This is a genomic window from Spirillospora sp. NPDC048819, from assembly GCF_040650055.1.
Taxonomy (GTDB): Bacteria; Actinomycetota; Actinomycetes; order Streptosporangiales; family Streptosporangiaceae; genus Spirillospora.
Window position 1 is genome coordinate 185,553 of record NZ_JBEZGN010000010.1, and the last position, 18,103, is coordinate 203,655.

The 18,103-nt window shown below is 71.4% G+C and carries 6 protein-coding genes; 2 read left to right on the forward strand and 4 right to left on the reverse strand.

Annotated elements, in window-relative coordinates; genetic code table 11:
• Positions 1 to 5: 5 nt before the first annotated feature.
• A complete protein-coding gene (locus tag AB0C35_RS16920; protein WP_358456183.1) occupies positions 6 to 6,752 on the reverse strand; it encodes an SDR family NAD(P)-dependent oxidoreductase in 6,747 nt (2,248 codons plus the stop codon).
• A 290-nt stretch (positions 6,753 to 7,042) separates the two neighbouring features.
• Here AB0C35_RS16920 and AB0C35_RS16925 point away from each other — a divergent pair, with 290 nt between their 5' ends.
• On the forward strand, positions 7,043 to 10,285 hold the full coding sequence (locus AB0C35_RS16925) for a DHA2 family efflux MFS transporter permease subunit (protein ID WP_358456186.1): 3,243 nt from the start codon (positions 7,043 to 7,045) through the stop codon (positions 10,283 to 10,285).
• Positions 10,286 to 10,306: 21 nt separating this feature from the next.
• Positions 10,307 to 11,527 (forward strand): glycosyltransferase, encoded by a 1,221-nt coding sequence (locus tag AB0C35_RS16930; RefSeq protein WP_358456291.1) that lies wholly within the window; start codon positions 10,307 to 10,309, stop codon positions 11,525 to 11,527.
• 216 nt (positions 11,528 to 11,743) lie between these two features.
• On the opposite strand, the gene AB0C35_RS16935 is transcribed toward AB0C35_RS16930, so the two are convergent.
• From AB0C35_RS16935 to AB0C35_RS16945, 3 genes are all read right to left on the reverse strand, one after another.
• Complete coding sequence (locus tag AB0C35_RS16935) at positions 11,744 to 14,818, reverse strand: MMPL family transporter (RefSeq protein WP_358456189.1); 3,075 nt, start codon at positions 14,816 to 14,818, stop codon at positions 11,744 to 11,746.
• A gap of 178 nt (positions 14,819 to 14,996) precedes the next feature.
• Positions 14,997 to 16,793: a fatty acyl-AMP ligase gene (locus AB0C35_RS16940; protein ID WP_358456192.1), complete on the reverse strand. Its 1,797-nt coding sequence runs from the start codon at positions 16,791 to 16,793 to the stop codon at positions 14,997 to 14,999.
• A 350-nt stretch (positions 16,794 to 17,143) separates the two neighbouring features.
• Positions 17,144 to 17,449, reverse strand: coding sequence for a hypothetical protein (locus AB0C35_RS16945; protein ID WP_358456195.1), 306 nt, complete (start codon positions 17,447 to 17,449; stop codon positions 17,144 to 17,146).
• Positions 17,450 to 18,103: the final 654 nt, after the last annotated feature.

An 18,103-nucleotide genomic window follows, 5' to 3' on the forward strand; every position in this document is an offset into this window, starting at 1 on the left:
GGCCCTCAGCGGGCCGGGTTCGACGTGTCGGTCGGTGCGGCCGGCTCGCGCCGTCCGGCCAGCCGGCCCTCCAGGTGCGCGGCGAGCGCCTCCACACCGGGCGGGTCCAGCAGGTTGAGGTGGTGCACCCCGGGGATCGTGACGATCTCCAGGTCGGAGCAGAGCCCGCCGAACCCGTTGGTGCCGTCGAGCACGTAACGGGCATCGCGGACGGCCCAGGGGGTCTCCTCGGGCGCGTAGTAGAGGACGACGCGGCCGTCGTACGGCCCGGGCTGGTACGCCTCCAGGGAGCGGGTGTCCTGGTGGGACGTGAGCTGATGGGTGAGGGCCGCCGGGGGAATGTAGTCCACCAGCGGGGCCGCACGCTCCATGACCAGCGCGAACTGCGCCTCCTCGTCCAGCCCGGACAGTTCCTCGTAGGTGAGAGTGACGTCCAGGCCGTACGTCTCGTTGATGTAGTCGGCGAACGCAGAGAACCGGCGGGCGAGGGTGTCGGACTCGTCGTCCACGGCGAGCGGCAGGCCCGCGTCGAACAGCGCGACGAACTCGACGTCGCGTCCGGCGGCGGTGAGCTGGCGGGCCGTCTCGTAGGCGAGGACGCCGCCGAACGACCAGCCGCCGAGCCGGAACGCGCCGTCGGGCTGCGCCTCCAGGAGGTGCTGGACGTAGCGGGCGGCGCGTTCCTCGACGGACGGCGCGTCCTCGAACCGCTCCAGCCCGTACACCGGCTGGTCGTCGCCGAGCAGGTCGATGAGCTGCCGGTAGCAGGCGGTGGTGCCGCCGGCGGGATGCGCGATGAAGATCGGGCGGCGGCCGCCTGACGCGTCGTTGGAGGGGGACGTCCCCCCGGGCCGGCCCGGAGTCAGCGGCCGGACGGTCTGCCGTGCGGCCTCCTCGTCGGCGGCGCGGATGAACTCGGCGACGTTCTCCGCCGTCGGCACCTCGAACAGTTCGCCCCGCGTGAACTCGCCGGCGAGTTCCGCCGCGACCCTGGCGACGATCTGGTCGGCCTGGTCGTCCCGGCCGCCCAGTTCGGCGAAGAAGTCGGCGGTGACGCCGACGCGGTCGAGGCCGAGGACGTCCTCGAAGATGCGGACGGCGAGGCGTTCGGCGGCGTCGCGCGGCATGACGTATCCGGCTTCGGCGTTGGACACGGCGGCGGGCGCCCGCGCCGGAGCCGGAGCGTCCGACAGGCCCAGTTCGCCGGCCGCCCACTCCTCGAAGACGTTGACGCTCGCGCCCTGCAGCAGCACCGACGCGGGGACGGTCAGTCCCAGGTCGTGCTCGACACCGCTCTTGATCCGGACGGCGACGAGCGAGTCGAGGCCGAGGTCGGTGAGCGGGACGGCCGGGTCCAGGCGCTGCGGGTCGAAGCCGAGGACGGCCGCGATCCGGTGCCTGACCTGCGTGGCGATCATCTTGCGGGCGGTGGCGGGGTCGACGTCCTTGAGCGCCTCGATGCCGGGCCAGTCGCCCGCGTCGCCCGCTCCGGCGTCGTCGGCCGCCTCCGTCAGCGCGGCGAAGTACGGCATGTCGCGGATCTCGGGGAACAGCCCGACCGCCGTGACGGGGTCGAACCGCAACACACCCGTCGCCGGCCTGTCGTGGACGAGCAGCGCCTCCAGCGCCTCGGCGCCCTCCGCCGGGCTGAGCGGGTCGATGACGGTGACCGACGTGTCCGCCGCCCCGCCGACCTGTGACCAGGTGCCCCAGTTGATGGTGGTTCCGGGACGTCCGGCGGCCCGCCGGTACGCCATCAGCGCGTCGATCGCGGCGTTCGCGGCGGCATAGGCGGCCTGGCCGGGCGAGCCGAGCAGCGCCGCGGCCGACGAGTGCATGACGAGCCAGTCGAGGTCGAGGTCCCAGGTGGCCTCGCTGAGCCGCCGCGCGCCCTCGACCTTCGCCGTCCACACCCTGTGGAGATCGTCGGCGCCGAGGTCGGCGATCAGCCGGTCGTCGATGGCTCCGGCGCCGTGCACGATTCCGCGCAGCCGGGCGCCGCCCTCCTGCGCGACCCTGATGAGCCGCTCGGCCATGCCCGGCTTGGCGATGTCGCCGAGGACGACGCCGACGTCGACCCCGTCCTCACGCAGGCGGGCGATCACCTTCTCCGCGTCGGCGTCGGGGCCGCTCCGCCCGGACAGGACGATGCGTCCCGCGCCGCGTTCGGCCAGCAGCCGCGCGGTGACCAGCCCGATCCCGCCGTACCCGCCGGTGATCACATAGGCGCCGCCGCGCCGGACGGCCCGCTTCGGCTTGGCCGCCGCCTCCGGCAGCCTCGCCTGCGCGAGACGCGCCACATGGCGTACGCCGCCGCGCCAGGCGACCTCCCGCGCGTTGTCGCCGCCGAGAAGCTCCGCGACCAGATCGGCGGGACGGTCGACGTCCACATGCGTGGCCCGCTGGACGGTACGTTCGAACGCCAGCACGCGGGTGAGCGCGCTGATGAATCCGTGGCCGGGTTCGCCTCGTTCCCCGTCCTTCACGGGGAGCGCCCTGTGCGTCGCGACGTAGAGCCGCGGACCGTCCGGGAGCGAACGGCTCACACCGGCGACGGCGAGAACCAGGTCCTCGTCCACCAGATCCGCGGACGGGACGAGGACGACGCCGTCGACCGGGTCGTCCATCGCCGGGTGCTCGTCCGGCGGGCGGTTCGTCAGCCGGTGCCGGACGACCCGCCGCCCGCGGCCTTCCAGCCCGGCGACGGCCGCGGACGCGAGCGCGTCCTCCTCGTCGGACAACACCAGCCAGATTCCCCGGCCACCGCCACCGGCCTCGCCACCGCCGGCCTCGCCACCGCCGGCCTCGTGCCCGCCGGCCTCGCCACCACCGGTCGCGTGCCCGCCGGCCTCGCCACCGCCGGCCTCGTCACCACTGGCCTTGCCATCACCGGCCTTGCCCTCAGCGGTCTCGGCCGACGACCGGGCCGTGTCCGGCGCGGGGACGTCGAGGTCGGAGGCGTCCGCAGTGGGCAGCGGAGCCTCGTCCCAGACGAGTTCGACGAGCTTGTCGGCCACGGGGACGGGCACGTCATGGCGCTCGACGCGGCGCAGGACGATGCCGGTGGCCTCGGCGAGAACCTGGCCGTCCGCCGCGAGAAGCAGAACCGACCCCGTGACGCCCTCGTCGTCGTGGGACACCGCGGCGCGGACATGCCCGCCGCGGTGCGTCGGCCCGTACACGCGCAGGCTGCCGATGGTCTCGGCCAGCCACGTTCCGTCCGCGAGGGCCGCCGCCTCGTCCGACAGAACGGACAGGCAGCGGCCGAACACCTCGGGGTGCAGCCGGTAGTGGCGGCTGCCGCGCTCGGCGCCCGCGACCTCGGTGGCGGCGCCGGGCTCGGACGCCGCCGGGGACCGCAGGTCCTCACCGACGTCCGCGCTGGCCAGCCGCGTCCATGTTCCCGCGGGCGTCAGCGCGTGCACCTCCACCCGCTGCTCCGCCTCCGTGAACGTCGTCGTCACGGTCGTGTGGTCGGCGAGCGCGAGCGGCCGCTCGATCCACAGGCTGTTGACGCGGACGTCGCCGGTGCCGAGCGCGGTCGCCCCGGCGGCGAGCGCCATCTCCGCGAACGCCGCGACCGGAAGCGTGTGCAGGCCGTGGACGGCCGCGCCGCCGAGCCACGGCTGCGCGGCGAGGCCCACGTCGGCGCGCCAGGCGTGCCGCTCTTCGCCGGGCATTTCGACATGTGCGCCGAGAAGGGGGTGCTCGTCCCGTCCGCCGGACGTGCGCGCGGACAGGTCGACCCAGTGCCGCTCGTGCCGCCACGGCGCCTGCGGGACGTCGATGATCCGCCCGTCCGCGGGCGCGGCGACCGCGTGACCGTACGCGGCCAGGGTGGCGAGCTGCGCGTGGAAGGTCAGGGTGTCGTCTGTACCCATTACGCCGCCCGAGCCCACCTCCTGCCCCTTCGGTGCCCGCTTGAGCGTGTGGGTGACGAGCGCACCCGTCCCCTCAAGCGTCTCCCCGACCGCGTGCGCGAGAATGGGGTGGGCGTTGACCTCGACGAACGTCCGGAACCCGTCCTCGGCGGCCGCCGACACCGCATCGGTGAGCCGCACGGCGTTGCGCAGGTTCGCCGCCCAGTGGGAGACCCCGAGCCCGCCCGCTTCCTCGATGAGGGCGCGGGGGTCGTCGAGGGCCGTCGTGTAGAGCTTGATGCCTTCGGCGAGGGGCGTGCCGCGTTCGGTGCCCACCTCGGCGAGGAGTTCGCGCAGCTCGGGGAGCAGCGGGTCGACCTGGGGCGAATGCCCGGCGCCTTCGGCCTGGACCATCCGGGCGAGCCGGCCCTCGGCCTCCGCGCGCTTGACGATCTCCGCGACCTGGTCGGCGTCGCCGGTCACCACGGTCTGCTTCGGGGACGAGTGCACGGCCGCGTACACCTCGGGCAGCCCCTCGCCCAGGCGCGCGACCTCGTCGGCGGACGCGCCGAGGACGGCCATCGCACCGCCGCCGACGAGCCGCGTCAGCAGGCGGGACCGGCGGCAGATGACGCGGACGCCGTCCTCCAGTGTGATCGCTCCGGCCACGACGGCGGCCGCGACCTCGCCCATCGAGTGGCCGATGACCGCGCCGGGCGTGACGCCGTACGACTTCCACATCCGCGCGAGGCCGATCTGGATCGCGAACAGCACCGGCATCGCGACGACCGGGCCGTCCGGCTTCTCGCCCTCTTCGAGCAGCGACCACAGGCCGGGGCCGCCCTCCTCGGCGAACAGGCCGTCCAGGTCGTCGATGGCCTCGGCGAACGCGGGCTCCTCCTCCAGAAGCCGCTGCGCCATGCCCGCGCGCTGCGCGCCGTACCCGGAGAACACCCACACGGGACGGCCCGGAGCGCCGAGCGCGGTGCCGTTCACCACACCGGGATGGGGCCGGCCTTCGGCGAGGGCGGTCAGCCCGTCGATGAGGCCTGCGCGGTCCCGGGCGGCGACGGCGGCGCGGGCCCGTCCACGGCCGCGGCGCCGGTGTAGGGTGCGCGCGAGGTCGGGGAGCTTCACGTCCTGGGCCGGGAGCCACTCGGCGAGGGCGGCGGCGTGGTCGCGTATACGGTCGTCGCTGGTGTCGGACAGCGGGAACGTGCGGACGACCGCCGGATGGACCGTCGCCTCCTGCGCGGGGGCCTTCTCCAGAAGGACGTGTGCGTTCGTCCCACCGAAGCCGAACCCGGACACACCGGCGCGTGCGGGATGACCGCGCTCAGGCCAAGGCGTCTCTTCCGCGACGACGGCGAGGCGCAGTTCGTCGAACGGGATGTGCGGGTTGGGTTCTTTGTAGTGCGCGCTAGGCGGGATTACGCCGTGATGGAGCGCGAGGACGGTTTTGATGAGCCCGGCTATGCCCGCCGCCGACTCCATGTGCCCGAGGTTGGACTTCGCGGAACCGAGCAGGAGAGGGGCATCGGGTTCGCGTCCGGCGCCGAGGACGTCACCGACCGCCTTGGCCTCGATGGGGTCGCCCAGGAACGTGCCCGTCCCGTGGGCTTCGACGTAGTCGACCTCACGCGTGTCGACGCCCGCGCTGGCGTACACGTCGCGGAGCAGGGAGCGCTGCGCGTCGGAGTTGGGGGCGACGAGGCCGTTGGACCGTCCGTCGGAGTTGACGCCGGAACCCTTCACGACCGCGAGGATCCGGTCGCCGTCCCGGACCGCGTCCGAAAGCCGCTTCATGACGACGGCGCCGCAGCCCTCCGCGCGGACCATCCCGTCGGCGGACGCGTCGAACGCCTTGCAGTGCCCGTCGGACGCCGTCCCGCCGGCGAGGTCGAACGTCATCGTGACGGTCGGCGACAGCAGGACGTTCACGCCGCCGGCGAGCGCCACGTCCGCCTCGCCGCTGCGCAGCGCCTGCACGGCGAGGTGCGTGGAGACCAGCGACGACGAGCACGCCGTGTCGACGATCATGCTGGGGCCGCGCAGGTCCAGCAGGTACGACAGCCGGTTCGCGATGATGCTGAGCGCCGCGCCGGTCGCCGTGAACGGTTCGAGGGACGCCAGGTCGGACGCGGTGAACGCCGCGTACTCCGGCGCGGACACCCCGACGAACACGCCGGTGCGGCTGCCGCGCAGCGACGCCGGGCCGATGCCCGCGTGCTCGAACGCCTCCCACGCGACCTCGAGGACGAGGCGCTGCTGCGGGTCCATCACCGCGGCCTCGCGCGGGGTGATGCCGAAGAACTGCGCGTCGAACCCGGCGAGGTCGTCGAGGAAGCCGCCGAGCCGGGTCGTCCTGGCGAGCAGGTCGCCGACCTCGGGGGAACCGTCGTCGAACGGATCCCAGCGGCCGTCCGGCACCTCGCGGATCGCGTCGCCCCGGCCGGTCAGGAACCGCCAGTAGTCCTCGGGGCCGGTGAGGTCGCGTTCCCCGCCGGGGAAGCGGCAGCCGATGCCGACGACGGCGATCGGCTCGTCGTTCGCGGCCTCCCGCATGGCGACCGGTGCCGGTTCCGGACGCGTCGCCCCGGAGCCGCCGCCCGCGAGCGCCACGGAGAGCTTGTTGATCGTCGGATGTTCCCAGACGAGGGTGGCGGGGAGGGCCCGGCCCAGCATCTGCTCGAGCTCGCCCGCGATCGCGACCGCGTCCCGGGACGCCAGCCCGAACTCCTCCAGCGGCCGGTCGGGGTCGATCTCGGCGACGGTGATCCTGGAGCGACGCGCGATCTGCTCGATCAGGTGCCGGCGGATCGAATCCTCACTGATCCGAGTCTCGTCCTGCGCGTTGTCCCGCGCGGCTCCGGAACGATCATTGCTCTGCATACGGTGGGGTCCCCCCAAAAACCGGGATCGTTCAGCGAAGCGGAGGGACCCACTTTGTCCTACGATGACGAGCTCACGATGCGCACCCAGACCACTTTTCTCATCCGCTACTTGTCACGGTGATGACAAGACTCGGGAGTAACCATTGTGGCCTGATGGGATAGTTGAGGTGCCTTGGCCACAGTCAGGGTGGAGTAACGACCTATCAACCAATAGTAACAATAGCGACGAGCGCTTTTAGGGGGAAGCGGCGGATTTCCTGACTGTGGGGATTTCACGCCGTACGCACAGTGACCCGGGGCCGGTACCGATGGGCGCTGGCGGTCGTGGCCGTCAGCGCGTTCATGACCACCATGGACAACACGGTGGTCTTCACGGCGCTGCCCACGATCATGGCCGACCTCGACATGTCGTCCTCCGCCAAGGACTGGGTCGCCACCGGGTACATCCTGATGTTCTCCTGCCTGATGATCATGGGCGGGAGGCTCGCCGACGTCTACGGCTGCCGCGTCACGTTCACCTCCGGCATGGTCGTCTTCACCGCCGCGTCCGCCGTCTGCGGGCTCGCGCAAAGCTCCGACGTGCTCATCCTCGCCCGCATCGTGCAGGGCGCCGGCGCCGCGCTCGTGCTGCCCGCCACGCAGGTGATGGTCACCGTCGGACGCACCGACAAGCAGCGCTCCATCGGCAACATCGCCTTCATCGGCGCCGCGTCCAGCGCGACCGCGCTCGGCCCCACGATCGGCGGCGTGATCGTCCAGCACTGGCACTGGGGCTGGATCTTCCTGATCAACATCCTGCCCGGCATCCTGGTGATCGTCCTCGGCCTGTTCGTCCTCACCTCCCACGGCGAGAACAAGCACGCCCGCATCGACCTGCCCGGTGTGCTGATCTCCGCCACGATGCTGTTCGCGTTCATCTACGGGCTGGAGTCCGGCAACAAGTACGGGTGGTCCAACCCCTCCGTGCTCAGCGTCTTCGCCCTCGGCGCGATCGCACTCGTCTGTTTCATCCTGGTGGAGAGCTGGGCCCCCGACCCCATGATCGACCTGCGGTTCTTCCGCAACCGGGTCTTCACCGGCGGGCTGATGTCGCAGATGCTCTACGGCATCGGCTTCAACGGCATGATGTTCTACTCGCAGCCGTTCCTGCAGCGCTTCCTCGGCTTCTCGCCCCCCGAGGCCGGCCTCGTCATGCTGCCCCCCGCCATCGCGATCATGCTGCTCACCCCGGTGGCGTTCCTGCTCGCCACCAAGATCGGCCCGCGCCCGGCGATCGGCGCCGGCATGGCCCTGATGGGCCTCGGGATGTTCCTGTTCTCCACCCTGCAGACCGGCGACGGCTACGCCCAGCTGATGCCCGGCGTCATGCTCGTCGGCGTCGGCGCCGCCCTGGGCATGCCGCTGGTGATGTACGTGCTGAAGGCCGTCCCTGAGCGGCGGGCGGGCGTGGCCAGCGGCGTCATCAACGTCATCCGCGAGGCGTCCGGCGCGTTCGGCATCGCCATCATCGGCCTGCTCATCCACGCCGTCCCCGACCAGGGCGCGAGCGCCGCCGAACTGGAGACGTTCCGCGACGGCACCTCGTCCGGCCTCATCCTCGGCGCCGGCCTCGTCCTCATCGGCGGCGTGATCAGCGCCCTCACCCTGCCCAGCCGGCGCGGCTGGCTCGGCCCCAAGCACGGCAAGAAACCGCCCCTCATCACCGAGCCCGGCCCCCGCGAAACCCTCCCCGACCCCATCCCGGTGACCCCCCTGGGCGCCCCCGTCGGCCTGGCCGTCGTCAGCGCGGCCCCGCCCATCGCCCCCGTTCCGCTCCCAACCACCTGGGAGGACGAAGACATGCCGGACGACCGCGCCCCCACCCCGGGCCCCCACTGGTGGACCGACACGGACACCGACACCGACCCCGAGGCCAAGCCCGACGACGACACGTTCACCTGGCAGAAGGACACCGGCCCGCCGACCCCCTGGCCGGCTCCACCGTCCGAACCCCCACCAGGCCCCGCGAACGCCTGGGAGGACTGGCCCGCCGCGCCCCCCACCGACAGCGCACAACGCATCACCGCTCCCATCCCCACCATCGCGCCGCCACGCACGGCAGCTACCTGGAAAGACACCCCGGCGCTGCCCGACGACGCCACAGAGCCAGACCCGACGCAGACGCGACGTACCCCAATCCCCGGGCAGACCACCGAATCGCCAGACAGCGAGCCAGGACCACCGGGCACCACAGAGGCACCGCTCGCCGAGCTCACACCGAGCCACCAACCCGAAGACGCGCGCGACCCGAGCACGCCCACGGAAACCCTTGCCGACGGAGCACTGACCGCACCGCACCCGTCCACACCGCACCCGTCCACCGGGCCGACGCCACAAGAACCACCCACGCGCCACCCCGTCCAGACGCCGACCAGCCTTGCACCCCCTCACACCGAGAACACGCCAAGGCCCCCGAGGCGCACGGTTGAGAGCCCGCCCACCGACCCCCTGCACAACACCACAGAAGCCGGCTTCGCCCCGGCCCCGGTCCCACCGCCGACCGACAGCCACATACCGCCCCCAACAGCGAACACACCCCAACGTCCCACCGAAGACACCGGCGCGCTCTCAGCAACCGCCCACCCCACCACCGAAGACATCCCCACCAAAGACACCGGCGCGCAGCCCAGCGACCACCAAACCGAACCAGCCACGGGCGTCGGCGAGCGCCAGAGCGACGGCGTCAGGACGCCACCCGCACCCACACAGGCCACCACCACCGACAACACCGGTCCGCAACTGCGCGGCCACCGGACCGAACCGGCAGAGCGCGCCGGTGGGCGCCCCGGCGATGGCGTCAGGACGCCACCCGCATCCACACGGGCCACCCCCACGGCAGACACCGATGCGCAGCCGAGCGACCACCAAGTCGAACCAGCCGCGGACGTTGGCGGGCCTCCGGGCGATGGCCTCAGAACGCCACTCATACCCACCCAGGCCACCACCGAGGACACCAGCGGCCAGCCCCGCGAACAACACGTCGAACCAGCCGCGGTCGCCGGTGAACGCCTGAGCGATGACGTCAGGACGCCACTTGTACCCACTCACGCCACCACAGAGGACACCAGCGGCCAGCCGCGCGAACAACACGTCGAACCAGCGGCGGTCGTTGGTGAGCGCCTGAGCGATGACGTCAGAACACCGCCGGTACCCGCACAACCCACGACCACCGAGGACGCCGGTCTCCAGCCGAGCGGCCATCGGGTCGAACCGGCGGCGGGCGATGGCGGGCAGCTAGGCGATGGCGTTAGGACGCTGCGTGTGACCGCTCGGGCCAGTTCGGTCGAGGAGGGCGGTGCGCTGGTTGGGAGGGCCTCGGGGTCGGGTGCGGGGTCGGCGGACGAGGTCGTGGGCGGGGATGGGGCGGCCGGGCCTTCTGCGGAGGAGGACGGTGGGCGGCCGGCGCCTCCGGAAGGGTGGTACGAGCCTTATGTCCCGGAAGAGGGCCCGGTGGACGAGCCGCAGCCCAAGCCGCGCAGCGACGCCTGGTAGGAGGACAGCGTGAGCAGAATCGTGATCTTCGCGGCGGGGTCGCGGGGGGACATCCAGCCATGTGTGGCGCTGGGGCGGGTGCTGCGGCGGCGGGGGGACGAGGTGCGGCTGGTGGCGAGTGCGCGGTACTCGCCGATGGTCGTCGCCGCGGGGCTCGAACTTGCGCCGCTGACGGCGGATCCGACGGAAATCCTCGAATCGGACGCCGGCCAGGAGTTGCTGGCGGGCGGACGCAATCCGGTGAAGTTCCTCGGCGGGTTCCGGCGGATACTGGGGCCGATGGCCGAGCGGCTGTTGGCGGAGTGTTTGGACGCTTGTAAGGGCGCCGATCTGATATTGGGGCCCACTTTGGGTTTTCTTCCTCAGCATATTGGCGAGCATCTCGGTGTTCCTTGGGCGCTGATTCATTTTCAGCCGAGCCGGCCTACGGGCGCGTTCCCTCATCCGTTCGTTCCGCAGGCGCGAATGTTCGGGCCGTGGGCGAACCGGGCGAGTTTCCTGGCGGTCGATCAGATCGCGTGGCAGTTGTCGCGGCCGTTCATCAACCCGTGGCGGGACACGGCGCTGGGGTTGCCTCGGCTGCCGGTGCGGGGCAGGCGGGCTGACGGTGGGACGGTGCTGGCGTGTTTCAGCCCGGCCGTGGTCCCGAGGCCGAAGGACTGGCCGTCCAATGTGAACCTCACCGGGTACTGGTTCCTCGACGAGCCTGATTGGGAGCCTCCGAAGGAGCTGGCGGAGTTTCTGGCGGCGGGTCCCGCGCCGGTGTACGTCGGGTTCGGGAGCATGGTGCCGAAGGACTCCGAAATGACCGGAATGGTGGTACGGACGGCGTTGAAGCTCGCCGGAGTGCGGGGCATCGTGCAGGGCGATCCGGACACTTCGGATGATCACGTTCTCGCCGTCCGGGACGTGCCGCACTCGTGGCTGTTCCCGCGAATGGCCGCGGTGGTGCATCACGGCGGTGCGGGGACGACCGCGGCGGGACTGCGGGCGGGTGTGCCGACCGTGGTGTGCCCGTTCTTCGGCGACCAGCCCTACTGGGGCGAGCGTGTCGCGTCGCTGGGTGCGGGGCCGGCCCCGCTGCCGTTCCGCGCGCTGACGGTCCCGCGGCTCGCGTCGAAGATCCGGCGTGCCGTCCGGGATCAGGGGATGGCGGACCAGGCGGGTGAGCTGGGCCGGCGGATCCGGGACGAGGACGGTGTCGGGCGGGCGCAGGAGATCATCGATTCGCTCCTTCGGTGAGGTCTCATAGCTACGTCGGATGAACGAGCCGGACTCCGACGGGGCGTCGACGGAAGTTGTCCGTGCCGCAGGGGTAGGGGCATCTGGCGGCGGAGTTAGGTGCTGCGGAGTTAGGTGCTGCGGTGGGCCTGGTCGTGCATCGGGTCGGTGATCGTGGCGCAGGGGCGCTCGCTGGGGCGCTCGCTGTGCGTGGACAGCCCGCTCTGCGTGGACGAGTCAGGCGTCGTCCTGTACCTCGCCCCAATGCCATCCGCTGCCGTCCGGGTTGGGGACGATCGCCCGCTTGGTGCGGGGGGTGCGCGGGGGCGTCGGCTGTGGCGGGCCGTCCGCCCAGGGGGTCCACGGTTCCCCGGACGGCCTGGATCCGCCGTTCTCCTGGCGCGACCCACCCTCGGAACCGGGCGGCGTTTGGAAGACCAGCTTTGGTGGCTCGTCGGTGGTGGGTGGTGGGACGAGCCTGAAGGCTTCGCTCGCGTCCACCTGCGGGGGCGGCGGGGTGGGCGCCCGTGGCGGGACTGACGGCTCGGCAGGCGCGCCCGATGGCATCGGAGGCGCGGCAGGTGGGCCCTGTGGCGCGGGTCCGGTACCGGGCGTCCTGGGGCGTCCGGCAGGCGGCGCGGCGGCGGGGCCAGGGCCGGGGGCAGTCGGACGAGCGCCAGCGCGGCCGGGTACGGCCGGGCCAGTGGCTGCGGGATGAGCGGCGGCCGGGCCGGGGACGGCGGGATGGGCTGTGACGCGGTCAGGGACGCCCGGGTCAGGGACGTCCGGGCCAGGGGCGGCGGGATGAGCCGAGGCCGGGCCAGGGACGGCGGGGCCAGGGACGGCGGGGGGAGCGGCGGTCCGGCCGGGGGCGGGCGGAGGAGCGGCGGCGCGGCCAGGTGCGGCGGGACGAGCGGAGGCCGGGGCGGGGGTGGTGGGGCTTGCCTCTTCCCAGTGGAGGGCGTACGGGAAGGGCTGCTCGTCCGGCAGGCGGGGTGGGAGGGCGGGGCCGGCCGCGGTGAGGGGGGTGCTGCGTTCGCGCAGGTCCATGCGGGCGTGCAGGCCGGCGAGGAAGCCCGGCAGCCACCAGTTGGCGGCGCCCATGAACCGCATCGTGGCCGGGACGAGGAGGGAGCGGACGAGCATCGCGTCCACGACGACGGCGACGAACATGCCGACGCCGATGAGCTTGACGACGGTGATGCCGGCCGTGCTGAACGCGCCGATGACCACGAGGAAGAGCAGTGCGGCGCTGGTGATGATGCTGCCGGTGTGCTGCATGCCGCGCGCGACCGCGGCGCGGTTGTCGTGGGTGAGGTCCCATTCCTCGCGGATGCGGCTGAGCAGGAAGACCTCGTAGTCCATGGACAGGCCGAACACGACCGCGAGGATGAGGATCATGCTGGTGGCCTCGACGCCGCCGGTGGGGGTGAAGTCGAGGAGGCCGGCGAGGTGGCCGTACTGGAAGCCCCAGACGATCGCGCCGAAGGACGCTCCGATCGACAGGACGTTCATCACGATGGCCTTCAGCGGCAGCACGATCGAGCCGAAGAACATGAACAGCAGGATGAACGTGGCGATCCCGACGACGAGCGCCATCTTGGGCAGGGTTTCCATCAGGCTCGACATCAGGTCCATCTGCGCGGCCGTGCTGCCGCCGACGTCGACGTGCATCGGGTAGCCGTCCTTGGACAGGCTCATGCCCCGGATCTTCGTGACGAGGTCCTGGGCCTGCTGGTCCATCGGCTCGTACTTGTGCGTGACGGAGATGCGCACGCCTCCGTACGTGCCGGAGTAGCCGGTGAACTGGGCTTCCGACACGCCGGGCAGCGACCCCAATTCCTTCCTGAACTCGTCCAGGTAGGGCGGGATGGGGTCGTTGTCGTCGGGCGTCCAGTTGCGCGGGATGAGGTCTCCGGAGACGACGACGTCGATGGGTTCCGCGGATCCGTTGGGGAATTCCCGCTTGACGGTCTCGACCACGGCGCGTGTGGGGCTGTCCTTGGGCAGGACGCGGGCGTCCACGCTGCCGAACTGCACGTTCAGGAACGGCACGAACATCACGCCCAGGATGACGAGCACGATTGCGAAGTACGGCAGCGGATGCTTCATCACGCTGTGGCCGAGGCGGTACCAGAAGCCGCTGTTGGGGTCGCGCTGCGCGCGCTTGGACGTAGGACGCCGCCACGGCATCCGGCCGAATTCGACGCGCGGGCCTAGGAGCGCCAGGAGCGTCGGCAGCAGGACGGTCGCGCCGAAGACGGCGACCATGACGGTGGCGATGCCCGCGAGCCCGATCGTCCGGAGGAACATCTGCGGGAAGAGCAGAAGCCCTGCCAGGGCGGCCGACACGGTGATGCCGCTGACCACGATGGTGCGGCCGGCGGTGGCCATGGTCGCCGACAACGCACCCTGCCTTACCGGACGCATCGCCGTCCGGTACGCCTTCTTCGCGGCCTTGCGAGATCTCCTGTCGCGTTCTCGTTTCCAAGGTTTGCCTGCCGCGATCCCCTGCGCGGCCATGTCGCGTGCCAGTTCTTCACGGAACCGGCTGATGATGAACAGCGAGTAGTCGATCGCCAGCCCGACGCCCATCATCGTGACGACTTCCAGCGCGAAGGACGTCACGTCGGTGGCATAGGTGACCACATGCAGGACGGCCAGTCCGCCGATCGTCGAGAACGCGCCCACGACGATGGGCAGGGACGCGGCTATGAGCGCACCGAAAAGGACGACGAGCAGTATGAGCAGGACCGGCAGGGTCATGAGCTCGGCGCGCACGATGTCGGCGACGACCTGTTGGCCGAACTCTTCGCCCAGGGGGATGGCGCCGCCGTACTGGACCTCCAGCCCAGGCGCGACGAGCTTTTCCTTGACGGCGTGATAGTTCTCCATCATCGTCGCGCCGTCGTCGCCCTGCAGTTTCACGGCGACGAACGTCGAACGCCGGTCGTGGGACGCGAACGAGTCCGCGGCCTTACCGTCGAACGACCAGTACGAGATGATCTCTTCGACGTTGGCCTTGGGCAGCCGCGCGATGGTGGTGACCACGCTCGCCTGGTAGCGCGGGTCGTCCACCGTCATGGTGTCGCTGCTGTAGAGGACGAGGACGTCGGGGTTCGTACTGCCGAAGTAGGTGGCGCCCAGCTTGGCGACCAGAGTCGAGGACGAGTCCGGGTCCTCGAAGCCGCCCTCCTTGAACTTGGAGAGCACGCCCAGGCCCCAGGCCCCGGCGACGATCGTCGTGACCAGGATCAGGACAAGGCTGGTCCAGCGACGCCGGTGAATGAGACGCCCCAGCCCCGAAAGCATGTTCCTCCTGTTTCGTCACGGCCGCCGGAGAGCTGCGTCGCCCCGGCGGGCCCATCGCCCATCCCGGACCGGACACCAAGGTGGCCGTCGGCTGCCCATTCTCGACCAACGGCCGCACACCCGGGACGGCACGCCCGGAACGGCACGCCCGCCCAGCCGGGACGGTGACCCCGCACGGCTACTTACGAGACGCCAGACGAGCCTCTGTCGTTGGCAGCTCGCCGTCAAGGTAGCGCTGCCGGGTGGCCGCGCGGGCGATCTTTCCGCTGGAGGTACGGGACACGCCACCCGGTTCGATCAACACGAACTCGTGGACGCTCATCTCGTGCTCGACGTTGATGGCGCCCCTTACCGCCGACTCCACTTCGTCCACGTCCACCCGTCCGAGGGGGACGCGTCGGTTGCGCTCGGCGACGACCACCAGCCGCTCGGTCTCCTCCCCGGACAACGCGAACGCGGCGACGTGGTCGGGGCGGATCGCGGGGTGCGCCTCCTGTGTGGTGACCTCGATGTCCTGCGGGTAGTGGTTGCGGCCGTCCACGATGATGAGGTCCTTGATGCGGCCTGTCACGTACAGCTCGCCCTCATGGACGACGCCATAATCACCGGTCTTCATCCAAGGCCCGGACGGAACTTCACCCGGTTCTGACAGTTCGCCGCCGAACGTGTCCTGGCTGCGTTCGGAGTTGCGCCAGTAGCCGGGGGCCGTGTTCGGGCCGTGCACCCAGATTTCGCCGACCCTGCCGTCAGGCTGCTCGACGCGCGTGTCCGGGTCGACGATCGCGACGATCTGCCCGCAGGGGCGCCCGCACGAAACGAGTGCGCTGGCCCGCTCGGACGCCTCGTCACAGAGCTGCAGGCCGCCCTGGGTCAGGTTGTCGCGGTCCACGAAGATGACCTTCGGCGGGACGTCCTCGGCCGCCGCGGTGACGAACACGGTCGCCTCGGCCAGCCCGTACCCCGGCGCCTGCGCGCCCGGACGCAGACCGGCCGCCTCGAACGCGTCCGCGAACACCGACAGCGTGGACGTCCGGATCGGCTCCGCGCCGTTCAGGCACGTCGTCAGCCCGGACAAGTCCAGGTCGGCGATCTTCTCCGGCGTCGCCTGGGACGCCACGTACTCGTAGGCGAAGTTCGGCCCCGCCGTGTAGACGTTCTTGCCCGGACGGTCCGAGATCAGCTTGAGCCACCGCATCGGGTTCATGATGAACGAGACGGGGTCGGTGAAGATGGCGTGGTCGCCGCGCACCAGCGGCAGCGCCATCGTCGAGATCAGCCCCATGTCGTGGAACAGCGGCAGCCAGCTCACCAGTTCGGGGTTCGGCCTGTCGGGCGCCCACCCGGCCCAGAGCTGCGCGGCGTTCGCCGTCACGTTCCCGTGGGTGATCTCCACCCCGGCGGGGCGGCGGGTGGAACCCGACGTGTACTGCAGGTACGCGAGGTCGTCGAAGGCGATCGGCTCGTCGTCCCACCGTCCGGCCAGGGAGAGGTCGATCTCCTCGGCGAACACGATCTCCTTCGGCTGCGGGACGTCGTGGTCGGCGAGGAACTTCTCGACGTGCGGCAGCGCGTTCCGCGTCGTGACGATGACCGCCGGTTCCGCGTCGGTGTAGGCGCCGATCAGCCGGTCGGCGTGCCCCGGAAGGTCGGGCGAGAACAGCGGCACGGCGATGACGTGGGAGTACATCGCGCCGAGCATGGTCATCATGTATTCGAGGGTTTGCGGCAACAGCAGCGCGGCGCGCTCGCCGGGCCCGGTGACCTGCCGGAGGGTCGCGGCCACCGCCCGCGCGCGCCGGTCCGTCTCGGCCCAGGTCAGCGTGACATGGGCGCCGGACGGGTCGGTCGAGTAGTCGACGAAGGTGTAGGCCGGGGCTTCCGGCTTCTCCTTCGCCCACCTCGCGACCCGCTCGATCAGCGGGGTGCGGCCGGAGCCTCCGGGCAGGAGGTCGGGAAGCAGCGAGCCCAATGCCATTGATCATTCTCCCGAGGGGACGAGCCGGGCGGGGGCCATGTGAGGGTGGGCGCCGTCGGCGGATGTGGCGCGCGCCGGCCGGACGACTGTGTCTGGCGCCCCCCGGCAACCGGCGATGATCGTTAAGCTACCGGATGGTAGTCAGTGCGCGATATTAGCCCGCGGTCACATTCGTCAAACCCGGGTTTGTCACCGCCGTGACAAGAGGAAATCCCCTTTTACATATGGGCGTCTACGTGGTCACCGACCGTGCCCGGAGCCCGCCGGCCGCGGGCGCGCCGGGCACTGCGGCGCCGCGTCTGACCTACCGGATCCCCCGTCCGTCACGACGACCTTTACCGTCGCTCGCGTCACCCCATGGCCGGACCGGCTTCCGCCGCCTTGGACGCGGCACGGTACAGCGCGATCCGCCGCCGCCACAGACCGACGCACGCCGCTCCCCACAGCAGCCCGATCTCGGCCACGAGCGCGATGCCGATGACGATCGCCCAGTCCGTCTCATTCTGTTCGCTCAGCGCGGTCGGGGACATCAGCGTCATCTGGCTCTCGCCGACCGCCGAATTCGCCTTGTCGGGAACGGTCAGCGGCGGCAGGACGACCGCGCTCGGCTCTGTCGCCGAGGGCGCCGACGGTGCCGCGGTCGGCAGGTCCGGCACGGCGAACTCCTGACCGCCCGGCACCTCGGCTCCGGGCGCTCCCGCTCCCGCACCCGTCCCGCCGGACCCCCCGGATCCGGCCGAACCACCGGATCCGGCCGAACCGCCGGGACTGACGGACGGCGCCTGTGCGTCATCGCAGGACTCGCCGCCCTCACCCGGCTGACACGCCTCATCCGAGGGCGCGCCCGCGCCCGCAGCCGCGCTTGGCCGGCCGGACCCGCCCGGCTCGCTCGTTGTCCCGGGCTTCACCTCTGTCCCCGGCTTCACCTCCGCGTCGGCGGACGGCTCGCCGCTGTGGCAATCCTTGCCACTGCCCGCCCCACACGACGGCTGGCCGGCGGGCCCACCGTCAGCATCAGACTGACCGGTCGAAGTCGGCTTGCCACCCGTGGGCTGCCCAGACTCACCGCTCGGGCTGGGACTGGGACTGGGGCTAGGGCTAGGGCTAGGGCCGGGGCTGGCCGCGCCGCCAGGCTCGCCCTCCTGACAAGGCTCGCCGCCCTCACACTGCTTGCTCTCACCACCAGGCTGGCCGCTCACAGTCGGCTTGGCTCCACTGGTCTGGCCAGAAGGTTCGCCAACAGCACCGGACTGACCCCCGGCACTGGGCTTGGCAATGCCACTGGAACTGGGCTTGGCAGTGCCGCTGGG

Coding starts and splice junctions, on each gene's coding strand:
- AB0C35_RS16920 (WP_358456183.1), bottom strand. CDS start 6,752: ATGCAGAGCAATGATCGTTCCGGAGCCGCGCGGGACAACGCGCAGGAC.
- AB0C35_RS16940 (WP_358456192.1), bottom strand. CDS start 16,793: ATGGCATTGGGCTCGCTGCTTCCCGACCTCCTGCCCGGAGGCTCCGGC.
- AB0C35_RS16935 (WP_358456189.1), bottom strand. CDS start 14,818: ATGCTTTCGGGGCTGGGGCGTCTCATTCACCGGCGTCGCTGGACCAGC.